Genomic DNA, 20,520 nt, shown 5'->3' with positions numbered 1-20,520 from the left:
GTTTTAGAGTGGATACAGACAGACTTCGTCACTGACCAGGAGGCATCAGAAGTGGAAATCAAGATCGGCATTCAGAACGTTGGGCGTGAAATTGTCATCGAGTCGTCCGGAACTGCCGATGAGGTCGCCGAAACTGTCTCAAAGGCCATGAACGGTGATACTGAGCTTCGCTTGACCGACAACAAGGGCCGGACCGTGCTGGTGCCGTCCAAGGTACTGGGCTACGTGGAGATCGGCGCCGAAGAACCGCGCAAGATCGGCTTCGCAGCCACCTAGGCAATCCTTCCCCGGGTGGCTGATCGCCACCCGGCCGGCATGACGCGCTCAAGGGCCGGAGCTGGCATGGCACGATGGATCAGATGCGCAGCGCCCTCGAATTGGGCGGTCGCCACGATTGGTTAAGTGGCGCACACCCTTAGCCACGCCTATGACTGCCAACGTGCTTACGAATGTGCCGATGGCGACCAAAATAACACCAACGCCTGACAAACCTGACTTGTCGGGCGGGATGACAGTGAGTGCGTAAGCGGTGGTGAATGAGACGGGCATCGCAATGACAATGATGGTTGGCCGGAGAAGTCTCTGGGCCACTAGCGCCAGAACAATCCAACAGATGGCACACCCGATTCCCTGCCACAGTTCGTAGGGCCCGGAAACTTCCCCCGTTACTGGATCGCGTTGGTAATCAACATCCCAGGCAAACCATCCCCACCACATTCCAGCTGTGAGTATCAGCAGAGACGCGATTATTCCGAATCGTCTGGCTTGGCTACGTGACAATGGTGCCTTTCCCATATGGGCTATATCGTTGATCCCCATGGCTACGTTAAGTGCGATCGTCATCATCAATGCTGCCATCGGCTTTGCCATCTGGGGCATTGACCGGAAGCGGGCTACGTACGGACTGCTGCTGCCGGCCGGAATCGCCGTCGCCACCGGCCTGCTGCTGTGGGTCATCCTGGTGGCATTCTCGGTGAGCTACACGCCGGGCATCAGCTGGCTGGCATGGCTGCTTCCCATGATCGCCGGCATGCTTGCGGCCATCGCCACCGTGGTGGTGCTGGCCCGCAGGCGCGCCGCCTCCGACGATGCACGGTACACCGAAACGCTGCAGGCCCGCTGAACCGGCTCCGGAACCATCCGGTGCCGGGCTGGCTGCAACAAGCCCCTCCTCTTACAGGTCCGGACGTCCCTCCATCGAAGAAGACGCCAAGGCGTGTTCCCGCTTGGGGATCCTGCCCGCGGCCGACGCCAGCCTGCCTGCTGTCACTGCATGCCGGAATGCGGCAGCCATCCTGGCCGGATGCTGTGCCCTGGTGACCGCCGTCGCCAGCAGCACCGCGTCACATCCCAGCTCCATCGCCAACGCGGCATCCGAGGCAGTGCCGATGCCGGCGTCGAGCACCACCGGCACATTGGCCCGGGACACGATCAGTTCGATGTTGTGCGGGTTGAGGATGCCCAGCCCGGTGCCGATCGGGGCGCCAAGCGGCATCACGGCGGCCACCCCAAGCTGCTCCAGCCGGTACGCGAGCGCCGGGTCGTCATTGGTGTAGGCGAAGACCTGGAACCCGTCGGCCACCAGGGACTCGGCCGCGTCCACCAACTCCACCGCATCGGGCAGCAGCGTGCGCTCGTCGGCGATCACTTCCAGTTTCACCCAATTGGTTTCCAGCGCCTCGCGCGCCAGCTGCGCCGTCATCACCGCCTCCCGCGCAGTGAAGCAACCGGCCGTGTTGGGCAGCACCCGGATCCGGCGACGGTTCAGCAGTTCGAACAGTGAACCACCAACCTCGGGGCTGTAGCGGCGCATTGCCACTGTGGTCAGCTCCGTTCCGGATTCCTCCAGCGCCTCCGCGAGCCCGTCAATGCTCGGCGCCCCTCCGGTTCCCATCACCAGACGCGACCGCAACGCCACCCCGTCGATGACCAGCGGCTCGTCGTCGGTCTGCGGGTCGTCGCTGATACGAGTGTCCGGCGTTCCGGTCTGCGTATGCTCCTGCAGCATGGTTGTCAGCCTCCCTGCACAGCGGCGACAATTTCGACGTCGTCACCGTCTTTGATCTCGAGCCCGGCCCACCGGCCGCGCGGAACCACTTCGGAATTGTGCGCCACCGCAACGCCAAGGCGCCGACCATCCGCCGGCTGCCCGCCCTCGGTCAGCTCGCGTCCGGTGACCTCGACGACCAGTTGCCGCAACGGCAGCGAATCCGCGGCCTCGCGGTGTTTCCCATTGACGGTGATGTTCATAGTGCTCCCTCCTCGACGAACCGGTCCGGGCGGTACCGTTCTACATCCATGAATGGTTTAGCGCCGTCGATCAGTTCGGCGCACAGGCGGGCGGCCAGCGGTGCGAGCAGCACCCCGTGCCGGAAGAATCCGGTGGCAAGCAGCAGCCCGGCGACGTCCTGGCCGTCCTGGCCGCGGCACCGGCCCAGCAGTGGTGCGTTGTCGGCGGTGCCCGGCCGCGGACGGCAGATGGTCTCCTGCAATTCCAGTTCGGCGACGGCGGGGATCACTGTCTGCGCATCCCGCAACAGCTCGTAAACGCCCCCGGCGGAGACACCGGCCGAGCCGTTTTCCCGCTGTGTCGCTCCGATCACCACTGTGCCGTCGGCCCGCGGCACCACATACACCTGCCTGCCGCACACCACCGCCCGCACGGTGCGGGTCAGCAGGGGGCGCAGGGCTTGCGGCACATTCAGCCGGAGGATATCTCCGTACACAGGTCGCAGCGGCAACGACAGGCCGTCCGGCAGCCCGTCCATGCCCGCGGCGGAGAGCCCGTTGGCGAGCACAACTTCGTCGGCCGTCACGGTTGTCCCGTCCTCCAGCCGGACTCCGGTAACGCAGCCGCCCATACTCAACACACCGGTGGCTCTGGCCGTGAGCCTGTGGTAGTCAGGGCGGCCGGCCAGCGCCGTCTGCAGGGCAGCCGCCATGGCGCGGGGGTCGACCTGGTGATCTGCGGAGGCCAGGAACGCGCCGGTCAGCTGTGGCCCCAACATCGGTTCCATGCGGCGTGCGCTGCGTGTAGTGAGCCTCTCCGATTGCAGTCCCAACCGGGTTTGCGCCTGATGCAGGTCGGACAGGCTCTGCCGGTCCGCCGCGTCCACCGCTGCCACCATCGTCCCGGTCTGCTGGTATCCGACCGGTTGTCCGGCTGCGGCGGTGAGCCGGTCGACAAAGTCAGGGTAGAGCTGCGCGGAGGCCAACGTCAGGTCCAGCAAGTGTTCTTCGCGGTAGTGCAGCTCGCTGACCGGAGCCAGCATCCCCGCGGCCGCATGGGTTGCGCCGCCGGCCGGGTCGGGGTCGACCAGGGTGATCCGGTGGCCACGCCGCGCCGCCTCCCAGGCAATCGCGAGACCGATGATGCCGCCGCCGACTACTATCGCGTGCCGACCCGGGTATTGCGCCATAAAAATCCTTCCTCCGCCGGGACTAACCGGTTCAGGTTCATACGGTCGGCGTCGCACGCCCTCTCAGCCATGCCTCCGCTGCGTCGATGCGCCGCGGATCGGGCTCCCGTGGTGCTACTAGTGTAGAGGTTATGGCAGATAAAAATCCCGCCAAAGACAGCGCCGGCGACGCCGGAACCACAATCACTGAGAATGGCCGGCAACTGCGGGCACAGCTGGCGGCTGCGCAGCTCTATGTCTGCACAGACGCGCGACGCGGCCAAGGCGACTTCGCGGCGTTCGTGGACGCTGCTTTCGCAGGCGGAGTGGACATCATCCAGTTCCGGGACAAGACCATCGACGCGGCCGAGGAGCTGGAACATTTCGCCATCCTCGCCGCCGCCGCACGCCGGCATGGCAAGCTCTTTTCCGCCAACGATCGCGCCGATATCTCATCGTTGGCCGCTGCCCCGGTGTTCCACGCGGGCCAGACCGACTTGCCGGTCCGGGCCACCCGCGCACTGCTGGGACCGGATCCCGCCGTCGGCCTCTCCACGCACAACCCTGATCAAGTGGATGCCGCACTCGCCACCGAGGGTTTGGACTATTTCTGCACCGGGCCGGTCTGGGAAACGCCGACCAAGCCCGGCCGCCCCGCCGCCGGCCTGCAGCTGGTTGCCTACGCGGCGCAGCAGACGCACGAGCGCGGAGTTGACTGTCCATGGTTCGCGATCGGCGGGATCGGGATGGACACCGTTGCGCGGGTGGTTGAAGCGGGTGCCAAGCGCGTCGTCGTCGTCCGTGCCGTCACCAAGGCAACCGACCCGGCTGCAGCTGCCGCCGCGCTGAAAGCTGAATTGCCGCCGATTGGATCTCTCGACTGAGCAGCAGGCCGTCAGGCCGTCAGGCCCAGCAGATTCATCCGCCGCGAATGCTCCCGGGTCAGGTCGGAGAAGAGCTTGGCCACCGGATCGGCGCCCGACTCGTCGTGCAGCGAGACCAGCCCCTCCAGGAAAGAGCGTTCGATACCGAGGCGCTGCGCCTGGGTCAGCGCCTCCCCCACCAGGCGCCGTCCCCACAACGCCAGCCGGGACGCGAGCCGCGGGTTGTCCACGAGCGCGGTCCTCAGCCGCGACATCAGCACATCTGACTGTTCCTCCGTGACCTGGACTTCGGCCACAATCTGCTGGGTCCGCGGATCGAGGTGGCGGGCCAGTGCGCGGTAAAAATCCCCTGAGATGGCGTCGAGGACGTACGCCTTCATGATCGATTCATACCAGTCGGCCGGCCGGGTCCGGTCGTGGAACGCATCGACGGCGGCCATGAACGGCCGCATGGTTCCGGCGACGTCGGCATCCATTGCTTCCAGCCGCGCGGCTATTAACTCATAATGGGCATACTCGGCCGCGGCACGGCCGCCGAGGACCACCCGGTCGTTCAGCTCCGGCGAAAACCGGGCATCGGAGGAGAGTCGTTCGAAGGCGGACAGCTCCCCATAAGCCATGATGCCCAGCAGGTCGAGGATGAAACTGCGGTAACTGCCGGGATCCGACGATGGGAACTCGTCCGGGACCGATGGGGTGGATTGCATACGTTAAGCGTACCGGCCAGTGATGTGCCAAACGGCGGCGCTGAACCGGCTAACGTAGGAATGTGCCTTACTCTCGTGTGGATGCTGCATCCGATCCGGGCCGGAACGCCACCGGCCAACCGGACGAACTCGGGCAATCGCTGGCTGCCCTGCGGACAGAAATGAAGTTGACCGGCGAATTTAGCGACGACGTCCTCCGCCAGGCCAAGGAAGCGGTAGCGGGCTACCAGATGCCGCGAGCCGACCTGACCCACCTGCCCTTTGTCACTATCGACCCGCCCGGCTCCACGGATCTGGATCAGGCGGTATTCATCGAACGACACCGCAACGGGTACCGGGTGCATTACGCGATCGCGGATGTTCCGGCGTTCGTGGCGCCGGGATCCGCGCTCGACGCCGAGACCCGGCGGCGCGGGCAGACGATCTATGCGCCCGACACCCGGATTCCATTGCACCCCGAAGCCATCGGCGAAGATGCCGGTTCGCTGCTGCCGCATCAGATCCGCGGTGCGTATGTCTGGGAGTTCGCGCTCGACGACGGCGGCCGTCTGCAGGATACCTGGCTGCAGCGGGCGAGGATCCAGAGCACCGCCCAATTGACGTACGAGGAGGTGCAGCAGGATATCGACGCCGGTACGGCTCCGGAACCGCTGTACCTGCTCAAGGAGGTTGGTCAGCGCCGGACCGGACTCGAACGCGACCGTGGCGGCGCCAGCCTCGCACTGCCGGAACAGGACGTCGAGCACGACGGGCGCCGCTACCGGATTGATGCCCGGCCGCCCTTGCCGGTGGAGGAATGGAATGCCCAGATTTCGCTGCTGACCGGGATGGCCGCTGCCCGGATCATGCTCGATGGCAACGTCGGCATTCTGCGCACCATGCCGCCCCCGCACGCTGATGCCGTTTCGGAATACCGGCGGCGCACCATCGCGCTGGGACATCCCTGGCCGGAGGGGATGGCCCATGGCGAGTATCTGCGGTCGCTGGACACCGATGATCCGGAGCAGTTGGCCCTGATGTTCGCCGCGGCCACTCTGTTCCGCGGTGCCGGCTACACGCCCTTTGACGGTGCTCACCCCGAGGAGACAACTCAGGCCGCCGTCGCCGCGCCTTACGCACATACCACGGCCCCGCTGCGCCGGCTGGTGGACCGTTTCGTACTGCCGATCTGCGACGCCATCGCCAACGACCGCGACATCCCGCAATGGGCACGCCAGGCGCTGCCCGCGCTGCCGGCGCTGATGGCCACGTCGGACCAACTCGCGTCCCGGGTGGAACGGGAATCGCTCAATGCGGTGGAAGCCGCGGTGCTGAGCAGTTTCATCGGCCAGGAATTCGATTGCGTGGTGATTTCCACCCGCCCCGGGTCGGGAGGGACAGTCCAGCTCAAGGAACCTCCCGTCACGGCCCACTGCGAAGGTGAGCTGCACACTGGCAGCACCATCCGCGCCAGGCTGGTCAGCGCCGATATCGCCCGCCGGGAAGTCCTCTTCCGGGCCGTCGACGCCACCGGGCCCGACGACGGTACAGGCGGCACGCCTGCACCGGGCAACGACAATAGTTGACCGAAGAAGGTAGACTGGTCGTGTAGTAATTGGATGCCCGGTCGTTTGAAGTTAGTGAACCCGACCTGCATACCCAGTGCGGACGGTGATTTACCGCCGACGCATTGACCGCGTACGCGATCTTGAATCTCTTTCGCCGGTTCTTTCGAAACCGGCAAGCAGTTGTAAGCCCGCGATCGGCTTCCACTGGATGCGCCAGGTGCTGACGCTCCGTCCCGGTGCTTTGATGCCCCGGCCGGCGTAGAGCTGCAGCAAAGTCCTGCGCCTGATACGAACAAAGGAATAATTCCCACTTGAGTAACTTGAATACCGAACATTCGCTCAGCGATGACACCGGCTCGGAAATTGTAGAAACCGAAGAATCGCTCAGCACTGACGAAGCTCCCCACGAACTCGCCGAACAGAGTTTCGCCGACTTTAACGTCCGCTCCGATATCGTCGACTCACTTGTTGACGCCGGAATCACCCACCCCTTCCCGATCCAGTCCATGACACTGCCGGTCGCGCTCGATGGCCACGACATCATCGGGCAGGCCAAAACCGGCACCGGCAAGACCCTCGGCTTCGGCATTCCGGTGCTGCAGCGCGTGGTCGGCCGCCAGGATCCCGGCTATGACAAACTCCCCGCCCCCGGCGCTCCGCAGGCACTCGTCGTCGTCCCGACCCGTGAACTGGCCGTGCAGGTTGCCAATGATCTGCAGACTGCCTCCCGCCGTCGGGACGCCCGCATCGCCACGATTTACGGCGGCCGCGCGTACGAGCCGCAAATCGAAGCACTGACCAAGGGAGTCGAGGTTGTCGTCGGCACGCCCGGGCGCCTGATTGACCTGTACAAACAGCGGCACCTGTCCTTGAAAAATGTCAGGACCGTGGTGCTGGATGAAGCCGATGAGATGCTCGATCTCGGGTTCCTCCCCGACGTCGAAACGCTGCTTTCGGCGGTCCCTGAGGTCCGCCAGACCATGTTGTTCTCGGCCACTATGCCCGGGGCTGTGGTGTCGATGGCCCGTCGCTACATGGGCCAGCCGACCCACATCCGCGCCACTTCCAACGACGACGACTCGCTGACGGTCAAGAACACCCGCCAGGTGATCTACCGTGCCCATTCGCTCGACAAGGATGAAGTAGTCGCCCGGATCCTGCAATCCGAAGGACGAGGCCGGACGATCATCTTCACCAAGACCAAGCGTTCCGCCGCCAAGCTCAGCGACGAACTGGTCTCACGCGGCTTCGCTTCCGGAGCCATCCACGGTGACCTCGGGCAGGGCGCCCGCGAGCAGGCGCTGCGCGCCTTCCGCAGCAACAAGGTCGACGTGCTGGTGGCCACCGAGGTCGCTGCCCGCGGTATCGACGTCACCGACGTCACCCACGTGATCAACCTGCAGTGCCCCGAGGACGAGAAGATGTACCTGCACCGCGTCGGCCGCACCGGACGTGCCGGCAACAAGGGCACGGCCATTACCTTCGTGGACTGGGAGGATATGCCGCGCTGGAGCGTAATCAACCGCGCCCTCGGCCTGGATGTCCCCGAGCCGGTGGAGACCTACTCCTCCTCCCCGCATCTGTACACCGACCTGGATATTCCCGAAGGAACCAAGGGCCGGCTGCCCAGGAGCAAGCGCACCCATGCCGGCCTGGACGCCGAAAAGATCGAGGACCTGGGCGAAACCGGCAAGAAGAACGCTGATGACGCCGGTTCCCGGAAGCGCGGTTCCGGCAAAGGCGGGTCGGGCCAGAGCGGTTCCGGTCGCAACGGATCAGGCAAGAGCGGTTCCGGCCGGGGGCGTGAACGCCGCCGTTCGGGCGACGGACGCGACGGCGGAAACCGGCACCGTACGGCCAAGCCGGATGAGCAGCCCAACCCCGCCGGTGATGAGGCAAAGCCGTCCGGCACATCCGGCAACCGCCGCCGGCGCAGTCGCCGCCGTACCCGCAACGGGGTCACGGTCTCGACCGGCCAGAACACCGACAGCTGACCGCGCCGCCAATGAACGATTCAGCTCGGTGGTCCGCGGACGGCTCGAACCTGGTGGTCGATGCGGATAACGCCGATTTCCTGCCTACCCTGCCCGATGGCGCCTTCACGCTGATCTACATTGATCCACCGTTCAACACCGGCCGGACGCAACGCCGCCAGCAGACCACGATGGTGCGCAGCGACGACGGCGACAGGATCGGCTTCCAGGGCCGGTCCTACGCCACCGTCAAGGGATCGCTGTCGCACTACGACGACGCCTTTGCCGACTATTGGTCCTTCCTGGAGCCGCGGCTGGCCGAGGCATGGCGGCTGCTGGCGGACGACGGAACGTTGTACCTGCATTTGGACTATCGCGAGGTGCACTACGCGAAGGTGCTGCTGGACATGTTGTTCGGCCGTCAGAGTTTCCTCAACGAAATCATCTGGGCCTATGATTACGGCGGCCGGGCACGGAACCGCTGGCCGGCCAAGCATGACAACATCCTGGTCTACGTGAAGAACCCGTCCGGCTACCATTTCGATAACGCGGCCGTGGACCGCGAACCGTATATGGCTCCGCGTTTGGTGACCGCCGAGAAGGCCGCCCGGGGCAAGCTGCCCACTGACGTGTGGTGGCATACCATCGTGTCCCCCACCGGCAAGGAGAAGACAGGCTATCCGACCCAGAAGCCGGAGGGACTGTTGCGCAGAATGGTCGCTGCCAGCTCGCGTGAGGGCGATTGGGTGCTCGATTTCTTCGCCGGCTCCGGGACCTTGGGCGCAGTTGCCGCCTCGTTGGACCGCCGCTTCGTCTGTGTTGACGAGAACCAGCAGGCCATCGACGTGATGAACTCCCGACTGGGCGCGGTGGCCGACGTCGTGCAATACCGTGTCCGGCCGCAGACCCAGCCGGCGGCTCCGGCGAGACGATAACCGCCACCGGCCGGCAGGACCGGCCGGACCGAGCGGCACCCGCCGCACCACCGGCTGGACAGGCATCACCGCCTCCTGAGCTGTAGCAACCGAATCAACTGAAGCCGGCCACCGCATTGCGGTGGCCGGCTTCAGCCTTTTTGGCCTTCAGTTTGGGCCCGGTCCTAAATAACCGGCCGGCCTTCCTTTTTGGACTTCAACATGTCCTTAATGAAGCCCTTGCAGACGGTCCACAGGATGCCGGCGACAATAACCGGCCACATGAGTACATAAATGGTCAGGAACAGAGTTTCCATGGTGAGTCCTTACTGCCCGGCGTGCACCGAGGCGCTGTCGAAGTCGTCGTCGCGGCCATCACGGCGATCACTGTCAGATGGGTCATCTTCCCGCTCGTCGTAGTCGCCGGTGCGCTTCCTGATCAGGGCGAAGTCGAACGATTCCCTGTTTCCCACGGACATCGCCCAGCAGACGACCGTGCTCACGGCGTAGGCAACCAGCGAACCGGTCAGCACCTGATAGTCGTGCAGGAATCCGATGACGAACGGCGTCGATACCAGTGCGCCGACGACGGCGATGATCTTGGCCGGTTTCAGGCCGAAGAAGCCGAAAGACATCAGCCCCAGAACAACGCCGATGCCCACCACCGAGATGATGTCGAAGATGATGCCGGTGGCACCCGACATCGAGAACCAGTTGAACCGCACGGGAATGAAGACAGCCAGCGCGACGAGCACCGACGTCGTAAATGCTTTGTTGGTGACCTTGCCCCAGTAGAAGCTGGCAATCACAGGGAACACCAGGGCACCCCAGAGCGCGCCGACGAAGACCAGCAGGTCGAGGATATCCATTTGCCCGCTGGCAAAGACCAGCGCTGCAGCGGTGGCCAGGATCATGGTGATCCGGCCGACCATCAGCATGGTCTTTGGGCTGGCCTTCTTCGCCAGGTTCTTGCCGTAAACGTCAGCCATCATGATCGATGACAGCGCCGCCAGATCCGAGTCGGCGGTCGAGGACAGCGCGCCAAGGATCATCACGAAGAAGACGCACAGCAGCACCGGCCCGAGGAACGTGGAGGCCATCTGCGGGATCAGGTTGTTCACATTGCCGCCGGCCGGTTCCATCCCCAGGTACAAGGCCATCACCCCGAGCATGCCGATGCCGATCACCGTGGCCCCGTAGCCGATAGTTGCGGTCACGAAGGTCTTCTTGATCAGGTCTTCCCGGACCGCGAACAGGCGCTGGGCGATGGTCTGGTTGCCGATGGCGTAGGCCAGCACCGCGCAAATGTACGGGGCGCCCTGCATCAGGAAGGCTTCGCTGGAGAAGAAATTGCCTTGCGCCGGCGTCAGGTTGGACGCGCCCTCAGAGAACATTGCCGGCCCGCCGGCGAAGAAGAACACCGCGGGGATAATAATCACCACGGCTCCCAGCATCGCGACGACCTGCGCAAAGTCGGTCAGCACCGACGCGCGGAAGCCGGACCACAGGGTGTAAAGCAACACCCCGGCGGCCACCACAATCACGCCCGTGGTGAAGCTGTACGGGGACAGCAAGGCGACCAATGCGCCGCCGGCAATGAAATTCGAGGTCAGGCTGATGACGCTGCCAACAATATTGGAGCCGGCCAGCATCAACTGGCTGGAGCGGCCATGCCGGGCGTGCATCACCTCGGCCAGCGTGTGCGCCTTGGGCGCGACTTTCCGGATCCGCTTTCCAAACGGGTAGATAAACAGAATCATCAACGCGCCCCACAGCCCGTAGTGGATGGGGCCCGAAATACCGTAGGTGTACCCGGCCGTGGCCGAGGCGTACATGGACGAGGCCCACACCCAGGTTGCGGTCATGCTTGCCGCGGAAATACCGAATCCAATGTTGTTGCCGGCTGTCATGTAGCCGTCGGCGTTCTCCTTCTTACGCCCGATCATTGTCGACATCAGGAAACTGCCGCCGTAAATGGCGACGAGCAGAAGGACAACCGCCCATCCGCTCAATTGAATTAGTCCAGCGTTCTCGGACACTACTACCCTCTCTGTCGCGCCAGGGTGCGCCCGTCACCTGGCCTTGCCCGCGCGCCAGCCTCCAACGGGCTTCCCACCTCACCGTTTTCGGGCGCGAAGTGGCGAACCCGTTTCGGGTCCGTAACGCGTGGATCCCGCTGCGCATGCCTGATGGCGCGACTTCCTCTGCCGTAGCAGTGTGACGGTGAGGCTGATGCCTGTGGGCTCTGCCTGCAAACCGTCAATTAGGGGTTCTGCCCCCTGGCGGGATCCGGGGACGGGGCAAATCTTCACCGCCGCCGACACATCAGGTGCCGGTGCGATTACTCATCGCTTGCGTCCCCCCTTCTGGGAACTGACCGTAGCATGGTTCCACGCCGACCCACGGGTTGTGCGACATCCCTCACTTTATGTGACAGATCAGGTTGACACGTCAGGGACGGACGACGGCGGCGCCGCTGGCCAGCTCTTCGATCCGGCTCAAGGTGGCGGCGCTGGTGAGGAATTCCCCCAGCCTGTTCGCCTTGCCCGCGCCGTGGTAGTCGCTGGATCCGGTCACCAGCAAGTCATGTTCGGCCGCCAAACGACGCAGCCATTGACGGCTTTCCTCCGGGTTATCCCGGTGGTCCACTTCCAAGCCGAGCAATCCGGCGTCGATCATTTCACCGAATGTGTGCGTACCGACCACGCGGCCCCGCTGGTGGGCCACAGGATGGGCGAACACCGGAACGCCACCGGCAGCCCTGACGAGTGCGACGGCGTCAGCCGGGTTGGGTGCGTAATGCGAGACGAAGTAGCGGGACTTCGGGGTGAGGATCTCGGTGAAGGCCGCCGACCTGTCGGTGACGATTCCTGCCGAAACCAGCGCATCGGCGATATGGGGCCGTCCCACCGAGGCCCCCGGGGTGACATGCTTGGCCACATGGTGCCAGTTGATCGGAAAATCTTCGGACAACCGCTCCACCATGCGTTCGGCACGAATCAGCCGCGATTGACGTGTGCGGTCGATTTCGGCACGCAAGGCCCGATTCTCCGGGTCCTGCAGATACGAGAGCACGTGAACGCTGATTCCCTCGGTGGACCGGCAGGAGATCTCCATTCCGGGTACGAACATCAGATCGAGTTGCCGTGCCTTGGCGGCACAGTCGTCCCACCCGGCGGTCGAATCATGATCGGTCAGCGCAAAGGCCCCCAACCCGGCGGCGGCCGCCGCAGCGGCTACGCCCTCCGGCGTCTCGGTGCCGTCCGAGACCGTCGAATGCGTATGGAGATCGATCTTCACCCTTTCAGCCTACTGGGAGCCCGCCCGAATACGCCGAAGGTCGGCTTTTACCCCCATGTCCTTCGGTGAGACTATAGAAACGTGAGTAGCGAAGTGAACGATCATAAAACCCTGCCCGATACCGGGACCTCGACCCCGATGACCCCCGAGGAGCAACCGCTGACAGACCGCGTGAATAACCGGTCCCAGCGGCCGGACTCGGCGGCATTCAAGGAGTTCATGGCGAGCCAGTGGGCCTCCTCCACGGACGAGTTGCCCGCCCGCGCACCGGTTGCCGCCCACGCCGCCAACCGCCGTCGTGCTATTTCAGGCAAGTTCGTCGGCGAACGCCTGGTGATCCCCGCCGGCCCCTTGAAAGTGCGCTCCAACGACGTCGACTACAAGTTCCGTCCGTATTCGGCCTTCGCGCACCTGACCGGTCTGGGCGTTGACCATGAGCCGGATGCCGCGCTGGTGATGGAACCGGTGGCGGAAGGAACCGGCGACGACGGCGGCAATCACATCACCACGCTGTACTTCCACCCGATGGCCGGCCGCGACACGGAAGACTTCTACGCCAATGCGCGGTCGGGCGAATTCTGGATCGGCAAGCGTCCCACCCTCCCCGAGTTCAAGACGTTGCTGGGGCTGGAAACGGCCGACGCCAGTGGTCTGGAAGTTGCCATCACCAAGGACGCCGGAGTCACGACCGTGGGCGGCATCCGCATCCGCCTCGTCCGCGAAGTCGATATCAACGTTGACGCGCTGGTGGACACGTCGCGGATTAACACCAGCGTCGACTTGGAGCAGTCCGACCTGCTCGATGCCCAGCTGACCGAGGCTTTGTCTGAACTGCGCCTGATCAAGGACGAGTGGGAAATCGAACAGATGCGCGACGCAGTCGCAGCCTCCGTGGAAGGCTTCGAGGACGTCGTGCGTTCCCTGCCGCGGGCCATGACCCACCACCGCGGCGAGCGCGTCATTGAAGGAGCCTTCACCACGAAGGCACGTGAAGAAGGCAACGACCTCGGCTACGAGACCATCGCGGCGTCGGGTAATAACGCCACCACGCTGCATTGGAACCGGAACCATGGAACGGTTCGCTCCGGAGACATGGTGCTATTGGACGCCGGCGTCGAAATCGACTCGCTGTACACCGCCGACATCACCCGCACCATGCCGATCAACGGCACCTACAGCGACGTGCAGCGCAAGGTATACCAGGCAGTGCTCGACGCCGCGGATGCGGCCTTCGAGGTCGCGGTCCCCGGCCGCCGGTTCCGGGAGGTCCACGCCGCCGCCATGGAGGTGCTCGCCCAACGACTGTCGGACTGGGGGCTGCTGCCGGTGTCGGTGGAGGAAGCACTCAGTCCCGCGGGGCAGCATCACCGCCGCTGGATGCCACATGGAACCAGCCACCACTTGGGGATGGACGTGCATGACTGCGCCCAGGCCAAGCGTGAGCTCTATCTCGACGGCGTGATCACCGAAGGCATGATCTTCACGATTGAGCCGGGGCTTTATTTCAAGGACGAGGATCTGGCAGTGCCCGAAGAGTACCGCGGTATCGGCGTGAGGATTGAAGACGACGTGCTGATTACCGCGGACGGCAATGAGAACTTGAGTGCCGCCCTGCCGCGGAAGCCGGAAGACGTGGAGTCCTGGATGGCTGGAATCTATGCCGGCGAATAGCCCCGGCCGCCGGTAGGCACAGGCCCCGGTAGGCACAGGCCGGCTTTAAAGAGCCCGTGCGGTCGCGTACCGCACGGGCTCTTTTGCATCTGTTCGACGTCGGTCGCCAGTCGGCGGGGCCGGTGATCCCGCGGCTGGCAGTGCTACAGTTGCCAGCCGCCGTCTGTCCGGCCGAGGCGTGCTACTGCCGGTCCTGGTCCCCGTAGCTCGACCGGTCGCTTGAAGGCTTCCCGGGTTCCTGCCTGTCCGACGAGTCGTCTTCGGGACGCTCCGATTGGCTGTCCGGCCCGGATTGCGCGTCCTCCTGCTGGCCGGGCTCGTCCTGTGGGCGCGCCGGTTGCGTAGGCTGCTGCCCCTGCTGCGCAGACTGCCCCGGCTGGTTAAGATTCGGCCCCTCCGACGGATGCTGCTGGCCCGGAGGGGGAGGCTGGGCCGCCGGAAGCCGTTCTCCGTACTGGGGCCGACCGTCGGGAAGGTCCCGGAATTGCCCCCGCCGCGGCGAATCCTCCGGCGGTTGCTGTGGCTGTGGCTGCTGTGGCTGCGCCTGCGGTTGCTGGGGCTGTGCCTGCGGTGCCCGGGGCTGCTGCGGAGGCGCGCCCTGCTGTGGAGCAGGCTGGCCACCGGTGCCGCCCGGGCCAGGCTGCCAGCCCTGGCCATTTTGAGGAACTTGCGGTTGGTTTTGGTTGCCCGGCTTCGGATCCTGGTATGGGTCCTCCCAGCCGGCGGGCCGCTCCGGCGCCTGGCCCCCCTGGCCGCCTGGCCCATAGCCGGGGCCGCCCTGACCGTAGCCGGGGCCGCCTGGTCCGTAACCCTGCCCGGGTCCGTACTGTCCGGGGCTACCTGGCCCGTAACCCTGTCCAGGTCCGTATTGCCCCGGGCCGCCGTATTGATTTGGCCCTTGGCCCGGGCCGTAGCCCGGCCCGGCGGGACCACCTTTTCCGTTCATCGGCAACTGCTGCAGCAGCCGCCGGGCCTCGCCCGCGGCCTCGGGAGAGACGATGACCTGGTAATTCGAGGCGACCACTTGGCTCTTCGAGGTAAAGTCGCGCTTTCCGCGCTGCATGGCGTACGTGATGACGCCAAACAACATCCAGAATCCTGCACCCAGCGCCATTGAAGACAACAGGGTCGAATAGGTCTCTGTTCCACCAAACAGCATCAGCACCACGCCGACGAACAAACCGAACCACGCGCCCGTCGCCGCTGCGGCGAGAGCAACGCGCGGATAGGTCAACCGTCCGGTCACCTGTTCCACGGTCTTAAGGTCATTTCCCAGAATGCTCACATTCTGGACCGCGAACTGCTGGTCGGCCAGGTAGTCGACTGCCTTCTGCGCATCAAGATACGCCGTGTACGTTCCCACCGTCTCACCCTGCGGTAACGTACGCGTTTGATCGCGGGAGGTAGTCTGACCGAGCATATTCGACATACACCCATTCTCCTTCATATTCGCCCGCGCGGATAACGTTATCGCTGCAGGTGAACGAGAGTTCCAATGCCGCCAAATCCTGCGGCGCGTCGTAGCCTTGATTTGTGAGCACCAACCCATCGCGCGTATTCGTCGCCCGCCTGCTCGGACTGGACGTTTTCGATCCCTTGGGCGACCGCATCGGCCGCCTGCGGGACGTCGTCGTCCTGGCCCGCGGAACCAACGCTGCCCCGCATGTCGTGGGCATCGTCGTCGAGGTCCTGGGCAAGAAACGGGTCTTCGTACCGATGACCCGTATTACGTCCATCGACCAAAGCGAAATTATCTGCACCGGCCTGGTCAACATGCGCCGTTTTGAACAGCGCGGACGGGAAACACTTGTCGCCGCCGAGCTCTTCGACCGCCGTGTGACCCTGGCCGATGGCAGTGGGGACGCCACGATCGAGGACATCGGCATGGACCGGCAGAAATCCAGTGACTGGCTGGTATCCAAACTGTACGTTCGCAGAGGCCACGCTGCGTCCAAACTGAGCCGGCGCCGCAGCAAAGAGACGATGATCATCGACTGGTCCGACGCCGTCCACGGGAACGCCGAGGAGGCACAACCTGCCACCCAGTTCGTAGCCACCCATGAAGGGATGAAGGCGGCCGACTTTGCCGAGGCGCTGCATGAAATGAACTCCAAACGCCGGGTCGAAGTCGCCGGCGAGCTGCAGGATGAACGGCTGGCGGACATCCTGCAGGAAATGGCCTACGTGGACCAGGTGCAGATCCTGTCGGCCCTGGATCGTGAACGTGCCGCCGATGTGCTGGGCGAAATGGATCCCGACGACGCCGCGGACCTGCTGTCCGAACTGCCGGAAACGCAGGCCGAAGATCTGCTGCAACTAATGGAGCCATCCGACGCCGAAGACGTGCGGCGCTTGCTGGAATATGACGAAGGAACCGCCGGCTCGCTGATGACGCCGGTGCCACTGATCCTTCCGCCCGAGGCCACTGTGGCTGAAGCACTCGCCCACGCCCGGCAGGACGATATCTCCCCCGCCCTGGCGTCGTTGATATTCGTGAGCCGTCCTCCGTTGGAAGCACCGACCGGCAGGTATCTCGGCGGTGTCCATATGCAGGAGCTGTTGCGCAATCCTCCGCCCGAGTCGCTGGGCAACCTGCTTGATCGCAATCTGGAGGCCGTTTCCGACCTCGCTGCAGTCAGCGAGGTGGCCAGAATGCTCGCGACTTATAATCTGAACTCGCTTCCGGTGGTCAACGACGCCGGCCGGCTGGTGGGGGCCGTGACGGTCGACGATGTGCTGGATCACCTGTTGCCGGATGACTGGCGCCTTCACGACGACGATGTACCGCTGCGGAAGATTGGAGGACGCATTGGCTGATTCAAAGTCCAAGGTCCGGGGCACTGCGAAAGGGATCAGCGAAGGCCTCGACACTCCACGGCAGGCCAGGGCACGGCTGTTGCCCAGGATCTCGCCGAACCCTGATGCCTTCGGCAGCTGGACGGAAAACTTTGCCCGTTTCATGGGAACACCGCAGTTCCTGCTCTATATGACGGTCTTCTGCGTCTTCTGGTTGAGCTGGAACAGCCTAGCGCCGGAGTATCTGCGGTTCGACAGCGCCGCCCTGGGTTTCACGCTGTTGACCTTGATGCTCTCTTTGCAGGCCTCGTACGCGGCCCCGCTCCTGCTGCTGGCCCAGAACCGGCAGGACGACCGGGACCGTGTCTCCTTGCAGCAGGACCGGCAACGAGCCGAACGGAATTTGTCGGATACGGAGTATTTGACCCGGGAGCTCGCCTCGCTGCGGATAGCCCTGCGTGACGTCGCCACCCGTGATTTCGTCCGCTCCGAACTGCGATCGGTGCTCGAAGAAGTCATGGAGCCCAGGGACGGCGCCGACGATGCCGACGAGCCGGCCTCCGGCACAGCCCGCAGCGAACAGGGGTCTCGGCCCAGCGGCCCGGAACGTTAGGCTCGGTCATATGACCTCCCCACTTATCGATGCGGTGCACAGCGCCCTCGGCACTGTGCAGGATCCCGAACTGCGCAGACCGATCACCGAACTCGGCATGGTGAAAAGCGTGGAGGCGGACGACGACGGCGCCCTCACCGTGGTTGTCTTGCTCACCATCGCCGGCTGCCCTATGCGGGAGACCATCACCTCCGATGTGAGCCGCGCTGTCGAGGGCATTGAAGGAGTGACGTCGGTCAATGTCGTCCTCGACGTCATGACCCCTGACCAACGCCAGGCGTTGAAGGATCAATTGCGCGGTTCCGGACGCCAAGGCATCCCCTTCAACGAAGAAGACTCGCTGACCAAGGTGTTTGCCGTCGCCAGCGGCAAAGGCGGTGTCGGCAAGTCCAGCGTGACCGTCAACCTCGCCTGTTCCATGGCCGCCTCGGGTCTCAAGGTCGGGATCATCGATGCCGACGTTTATGGATTCTCCGTGCCGCGCCTGATGGGCATTGAACAGACCCCGACCCGGGTCGACGAGATGATCCTTCCGCCGGTCGCGTACGGCGTGAAAGTGATTTCCATTGGCATGTTCGTCTCGGGTAATCAACCGGTTGCCTGGCGTGGACCAATGCTGCACAGGGCGCTGGAGCAATTCCTCACCGATGTGTACTTCGGAGACCTGGATGTGCTGCTGCTCGATTTGCCTCCGGGAACCGGTGATGTGGCAATATCCGTGGCCCAGTTGCTGCCCGGATCGCAATTACTGGTGGTGACCACTCCACAAGCTGCCGCCGCCGATGTCGCCGAGCGCGCGGGGGCCATGGCCCTGCAGACGGGCCAGCATGTCTCCGGGGTCATCGAGAACATGTCACATCTCGTGCTCCCGGATGGGACCAGCATGGAGGTCTTTGGCTCCGGCGGTGGGGAAATTCTGGCCGGGCGGCTCAGCTCGACTATGCAGGAGGAAGTGCCGCTGCTGGGCAGCATTCCACTTGAAGTTGCCCTACGGGAAGGAGGCGACGCGGGTACACCTGTCGTCATGGAGGACCCGGACAATCCCTCCTCCAAGGCATTGGATGACATTGCCGGGGCCTTGATGCATCAACCGCGTGGGCTGGCCGGCAGGAGCCTGGGAGTCAGTCCCAAGTAGTTATCGGGGGCCGGTGTCAAGTGGCATCGGTGTCGAATGGAGCGGCTTCGCCGGCCGGCAGCTGCTGTAACGGACGACGCCGCATGCCCCACTGCTGCGGCGGTGCCCCGGCTGTGTTGCCTGTTACCGCGGGGCTGTCCTTTCCCGCGGTAGAACCGGCCGTTCCCTCTGCATCCGAAGCTCCCCCATCACGGGCAGCCCCGCCGTCGCCGGCGCCCGATGATGCATCTGCCGAGGCCGCCGCTGCGGAGCTTCCAGTTGCCGAGCTTCCATCTGTTGAGGCCGCCGCTGCCGATCCCGCGGACGCCGCGGCGGCACCGGCGGTCGATGCAGCGGTTCCGGACGCACCTCCACGTGAACCGGAGGTGGGGCTTTGTGGCTTGACCGGTTCGTCGTCTTCCAACAGAGCTTCGCGAATGATCCGCCGCGGATCGTACTGGCGCGGATCCAGCTTTTGCCAGTCGACGTCGTCGATTTCCGGTCCTACCTCGTCCCGGAGCTGCTGGCGCGCCCCCGTTGCCATCCTGCGGAGTTCCTTGACGAGCCTGCCGAGTTGAGAGGCATACTCAGGCAGCCTCTCGGGCCCAATCACCAGTACGGCAATGATCGCCAATGCGACGAACTCGAGCCCATTAATTCCAAACACGTTGAAAGATTACCTTCCGCCCCGCCGTGACTGCGATTCGCTCCGGCTGTGGCACGGGCTAACGGTCAAACGCCGTCAGCCCGTGCCACAGCCGGTCAAAGAGGCCGGACTTTTCCGTATCTGAGGGTTGAGCCAGTTGCGCCCGGTCGGTCGCCACCACGTGCGACACCGCGGCGGCCACCTCAGTGACCGGGATATCGGACTGGACCATGTACCAGGCTTGCTGCGATTGGAATGCGATCTGCCATTTCTCCCCGTACCGGAACCACATCGTCTCCACGGTCCCATCGCCCATCTGCAACGGAACTTGCGAAAAGCCGTCCTCCGCCGCCGTCCGACCAGTGGCGGCATTAATGGGAGGTGCCGATTTCATTGCCTCGGTACCGTGCGCAGCCGATGGTGTTTTCCGGCGTTCATAGATGGTGATGACAGAGTCTCCCCTGCCCACGACGAGTTTTAGTGTCGGGTGTCCGGCTATCTGGTAGCCGTGAGCATACTCCAGGTCGTACCCCAGCGCGCCCAATTCCGGACAGTTCCAGCCGGCCGCGCGCAGGCGGCTCAATTCCTCTTTCGCCATCGCCGTATGACCGTTCGCACCTTGGCCGGCTGACTGGACAGATGCGAATACCGCCCCGTCCGCAGCTTCCTTGATGTGGGATCCGCCCCCCACGACATACGCGCCTCCCAGCACTGCGACAGCTGCCACGGTCGCCGAACCAGTCAAAGCGGCGAGCTTACGCACCTTGGAACCGCGGTGTTCCATCCACGCTGCTGTGCCGTCACTTCCGGCGCGCGGCCGGTGGGACGGTTTAGCGGGGGGATCCGGTTGGGCACTGCGTGCAAGGATCCGTTCAGCCAGATCACGGCGGGGCTCCGGGCCACCCGCCTCGCGAAGGCGTTGCTGGATCCTTCGATCGGCTTCCACCTGTTCATGGC

General features: G+C 64.4%; 19 protein-coding genes and 1 pseudogene. 10 read left to right on the top strand and 10 right to left on the bottom strand.

All coding sequences use genetic code 11. The annotated features are described in order from the left end of the window. Positions 1-51: 51 nt before the first annotated feature. On the top strand, positions 52-276 hold the full coding sequence (locus H535_RS0106320; protein ID WP_026818886.1) for a DUF3107 domain-containing protein: 225 nt from the start codon (positions 52-54) through the stop codon (positions 274-276). Between the two features lie 541 nt (positions 277-817). After that, a complete protein-coding gene (locus H535_RS0106315; RefSeq protein ID WP_026818885.1) occupies positions 818-1,123 on the top strand; it encodes a hypothetical protein in 306 nt (101 codons plus the stop codon). Between the two features lie 51 nt (positions 1,124-1,174). Here the strand turns inward: H535_RS0106315 and H535_RS0106310 are convergent, their stop codons facing one another. Genes H535_RS0106310 through thiO form a run of 3 tightly spaced genes read right to left on the bottom strand, consistent with a single transcriptional unit; the run spans position 1,175 to position 3,419 of the window. Continuing rightward, a complete protein-coding gene (locus H535_RS0106310; protein WP_051298646.1) occupies positions 1,175-2,008 on the bottom strand; it encodes a thiazole synthase in 834 nt (277 codons plus the stop codon). 5 nt (positions 2,009-2,013) lie between these two features. Next, positions 2,014-2,250, bottom strand: coding sequence for a sulfur carrier protein ThiS (thiS, locus tag H535_RS0106305; protein WP_026818883.1), 237 nt, complete (start codon positions 2,248-2,250; stop codon positions 2,014-2,016). Beyond that, the gene (gene thiO / locus H535_RS0106300; RefSeq protein ID WP_026818882.1) at positions 2,247-3,419 is read right to left on the bottom strand and encodes a glycine oxidase ThiO; all 1,173 of its coding nucleotides are present in this window, start codon (positions 3,417-3,419) and stop codon (positions 2,247-2,249) included. The genes thiS and thiO overlap by 4 nt, the downstream gene beginning before the upstream one ends. Before the next feature lie 131 nt (positions 3,420-3,550). Between thiO and thiE the strand changes: the two genes are divergently transcribed. Then, positions 3,551-4,282: a thiamine phosphate synthase gene (gene thiE, locus H535_RS23825; protein WP_081416483.1), complete on the top strand. Its 732-nt coding sequence runs from the start codon at positions 3,551-3,553 to the stop codon at positions 4,280-4,282. An 11-nt stretch (positions 4,283-4,293) separates the two neighbouring features. On the opposite strand, the gene H535_RS0106290 is transcribed toward thiE, so the two are convergent. Continuing rightward, positions 4,294-4,989 carry a ferritin-like fold-containing protein gene (locus H535_RS0106290; RefSeq protein WP_026818881.1) on the bottom strand — a complete coding sequence of 232 codons (696 nt, stop codon included), beginning with the start codon at positions 4,987-4,989 and terminating at the stop codon, positions 4,294-4,296. A 62-nt stretch (positions 4,990-5,051) separates the two neighbouring features. Here H535_RS0106290 and H535_RS0106285 point away from each other — a divergent pair, with 62 nt between their 5' ends. From H535_RS0106285 to H535_RS0106275, 3 genes are all read left to right on the top strand, one after another. Beyond that, the gene (locus tag H535_RS0106285) at positions 5,052-6,554 is read left to right on the top strand and encodes an RNB domain-containing ribonuclease (protein ID WP_026818880.1); all 1,503 of its coding nucleotides are present in this window, start codon (positions 5,052-5,054) and stop codon (positions 6,552-6,554) included. 293 nt (positions 6,555-6,847) lie between these two features. After that, positions 6,848-8,530 carry a DEAD/DEAH box helicase gene (locus H535_RS0106280; protein WP_026818879.1) on the top strand — a complete coding sequence of 561 codons (1,683 nt, stop codon included), beginning with the start codon at positions 6,848-6,850 and terminating at the stop codon, positions 8,528-8,530. A gap of 11 nt (positions 8,531-8,541) precedes the next feature. Then, a complete protein-coding gene (locus tag H535_RS0106275) occupies positions 8,542-9,444 on the top strand; it encodes a DNA-methyltransferase (protein WP_026818878.1) in 903 nt (300 codons plus the stop codon). Between the two features lie 164 nt (positions 9,445-9,608). Here H535_RS0106275 and H535_RS29585 read toward each other — a convergent pair whose 3' ends face one another. The 3 genes from H535_RS29585 to H535_RS0106260 all read right to left on the bottom strand — a co-directional run bounded on the left by H535_RS29585 (position 9,609) and on the right by H535_RS0106260 (position 12,723). Then, entirely contained in the window at positions 9,609-9,740 is a 132-nt protein-coding gene (locus tag H535_RS29585; RefSeq protein WP_026818877.1) for a putative transporter small subunit, read from the bottom strand. 9 nt (positions 9,741-9,749) lie between these two features. Continuing rightward, the gene (locus H535_RS23820; protein ID WP_081416510.1) at positions 9,750-11,378 is read right to left on the bottom strand and encodes a sodium:solute symporter family protein; all 1,629 of its coding nucleotides are present in this window, start codon (positions 11,376-11,378) and stop codon (positions 9,750-9,752) included. Between the two features lie 496 nt (positions 11,379-11,874). After that, entirely contained in the window at positions 11,875-12,723 is an 849-nt protein-coding gene (locus H535_RS0106260; RefSeq protein ID WP_026818876.1) for a PHP domain-containing protein, read from the bottom strand. Between the two features lie 138 nt (positions 12,724-12,861). Between H535_RS0106260 and H535_RS0106255 the strand changes: the two genes are divergently transcribed. Then, on the top strand, positions 12,862-14,394 hold the full coding sequence (locus H535_RS0106255; RefSeq protein ID WP_026818875.1) for an aminopeptidase P family protein: 1,533 nt from the start codon (positions 12,862-12,864) through the stop codon (positions 14,392-14,394). A gap of 181 nt (positions 14,395-14,575) precedes the next feature. On the opposite strand, the gene H535_RS27635 is transcribed toward H535_RS0106255, so the two are convergent. After that, positions 14,576-15,823, bottom strand: a complete 1,248-nt coding sequence (locus tag H535_RS27635) for a YflT domain-containing protein (RefSeq protein ID WP_211236543.1) — start codon at positions 15,821-15,823, stop codon at positions 14,576-14,578. A 104-nt stretch (positions 15,824-15,927) separates the two neighbouring features. Here H535_RS27635 and H535_RS0106245 point away from each other — a divergent pair, with 104 nt between their 5' ends. From H535_RS0106245 to H535_RS0106235, 3 genes are read left to right on the top strand one after another with little or no spacing between them, the layout of a single operon-like run. After that, positions 15,928-17,211, top strand: a complete 1,284-nt coding sequence (locus H535_RS0106245) for a magnesium transporter MgtE N-terminal domain-containing protein (RefSeq protein WP_026818874.1) — start codon at positions 15,928-15,930, stop codon at positions 17,209-17,211. After that, positions 17,192-17,803: a DUF1003 domain-containing protein gene (locus tag H535_RS23810; protein ID WP_051298642.1), complete on the top strand. Its 612-nt coding sequence runs from the start codon at positions 17,192-17,194 to the stop codon at positions 17,801-17,803. Before H535_RS0106245 ends, H535_RS23810 begins: the two co-directional genes overlap by 20 nt. A gap of 10 nt (positions 17,804-17,813) precedes the next feature. Then, positions 17,814-18,938 (top strand): Mrp/NBP35 family ATP-binding protein, encoded by a 1,125-nt coding sequence (locus H535_RS0106235; RefSeq protein WP_026818873.1) that lies wholly within the window; start codon positions 17,814-17,816, stop codon positions 18,936-18,938. Between the two features lie 301 nt (positions 18,939-19,239). Here the strand turns inward: H535_RS0106235 and H535_RS23805 are convergent. Next, positions 19,240-19,584 (bottom strand): annotated as a pseudogene (locus H535_RS23805) (twin-arginine translocase TatA/TatE family subunit); the annotation flags it as partial. A gap of 58 nt (positions 19,585-19,642) precedes the next feature. Continuing rightward, the gene (locus H535_RS0106225; RefSeq protein ID WP_245580193.1) at positions 19,643-20,509 is read right to left on the bottom strand and encodes a hypothetical protein; all 867 of its coding nucleotides are present in this window, start codon (positions 20,507-20,509) and stop codon (positions 19,643-19,645) included. Between the last annotated feature and the right edge of the window lie 11 nt (positions 20,510-20,520).

The sequence above is a fragment of the Arthrobacter castelli DSM 16402 genome (assembly GCF_000430705.1).
Classification (GTDB): domain Bacteria; phylum Actinomycetota; class Actinomycetes; order Actinomycetales; family Micrococcaceae; genus Arthrobacter_C; species Arthrobacter_C castelli.
This window is presented reverse-complemented; position numbering and strand designations above follow the sequence as displayed.

Coding starts and splice junctions, on each gene's coding strand:
- H535_RS0106315 (WP_026818885.1), top strand. CDS start 818: ATGGCTACGTTAAGTGCGATCGTCATCATCAATGCTGCCATCGGCTTT.
- H535_RS0106310 (WP_051298646.1), bottom strand. CDS start 2,008: ATGCTGCAGGAGCATACGCAGACCGGAACGCCGGACACTCGTATCAGC.
- thiS (WP_026818883.1), bottom strand. CDS start 2,250: ATGAACATCACCGTCAATGGGAAACACCGCGAGGCCGCGGATTCGCTG.
- thiO (WP_026818882.1), bottom strand. CDS start 3,419: ATGGCGCAATACCCGGGTCGGCACGCGATAGTAGTCGGCGGCGGCATC.
- thiE (WP_081416483.1), top strand. CDS start 3,551: ATGGCAGATAAAAATCCCGCCAAAGACAGCGCCGGCGACGCCGGAACC.
- H535_RS0106290 (WP_026818881.1), bottom strand. CDS start 4,989: ATGCAATCCACCCCATCGGTCCCGGACGAGTTCCCATCGTCGGATCCC.
- H535_RS0106275 (WP_026818878.1), top strand. CDS start 8,542: ATGAACGATTCAGCTCGGTGGTCCGCGGACGGCTCGAACCTGGTGGTC.
- H535_RS29585 (WP_026818877.1), bottom strand. CDS start 9,740: ATGGAAACTCTGTTCCTGACCATTTATGTACTCATGTGGCCGGTTATT.
- H535_RS23820 (WP_081416510.1), bottom strand. CDS start 11,378: ATGTCGACAATGATCGGGCGTAAGAAGGAGAACGCCGACGGCTACATG.
- H535_RS0106255 (WP_026818875.1), top strand. CDS start 12,862: ATGACCCCCGAGGAGCAACCGCTGACAGACCGCGTGAATAACCGGTCC.
- H535_RS27635 (WP_211236543.1), bottom strand. CDS start 15,823: ATGTCGAATATGCTCGGTCAGACTACCTCCCGCGATCAAACGCGTACG.
- H535_RS0106235 (WP_026818873.1), top strand. CDS start 17,814: ATGACCTCCCCACTTATCGATGCGGTGCACAGCGCCCTCGGCACTGTG.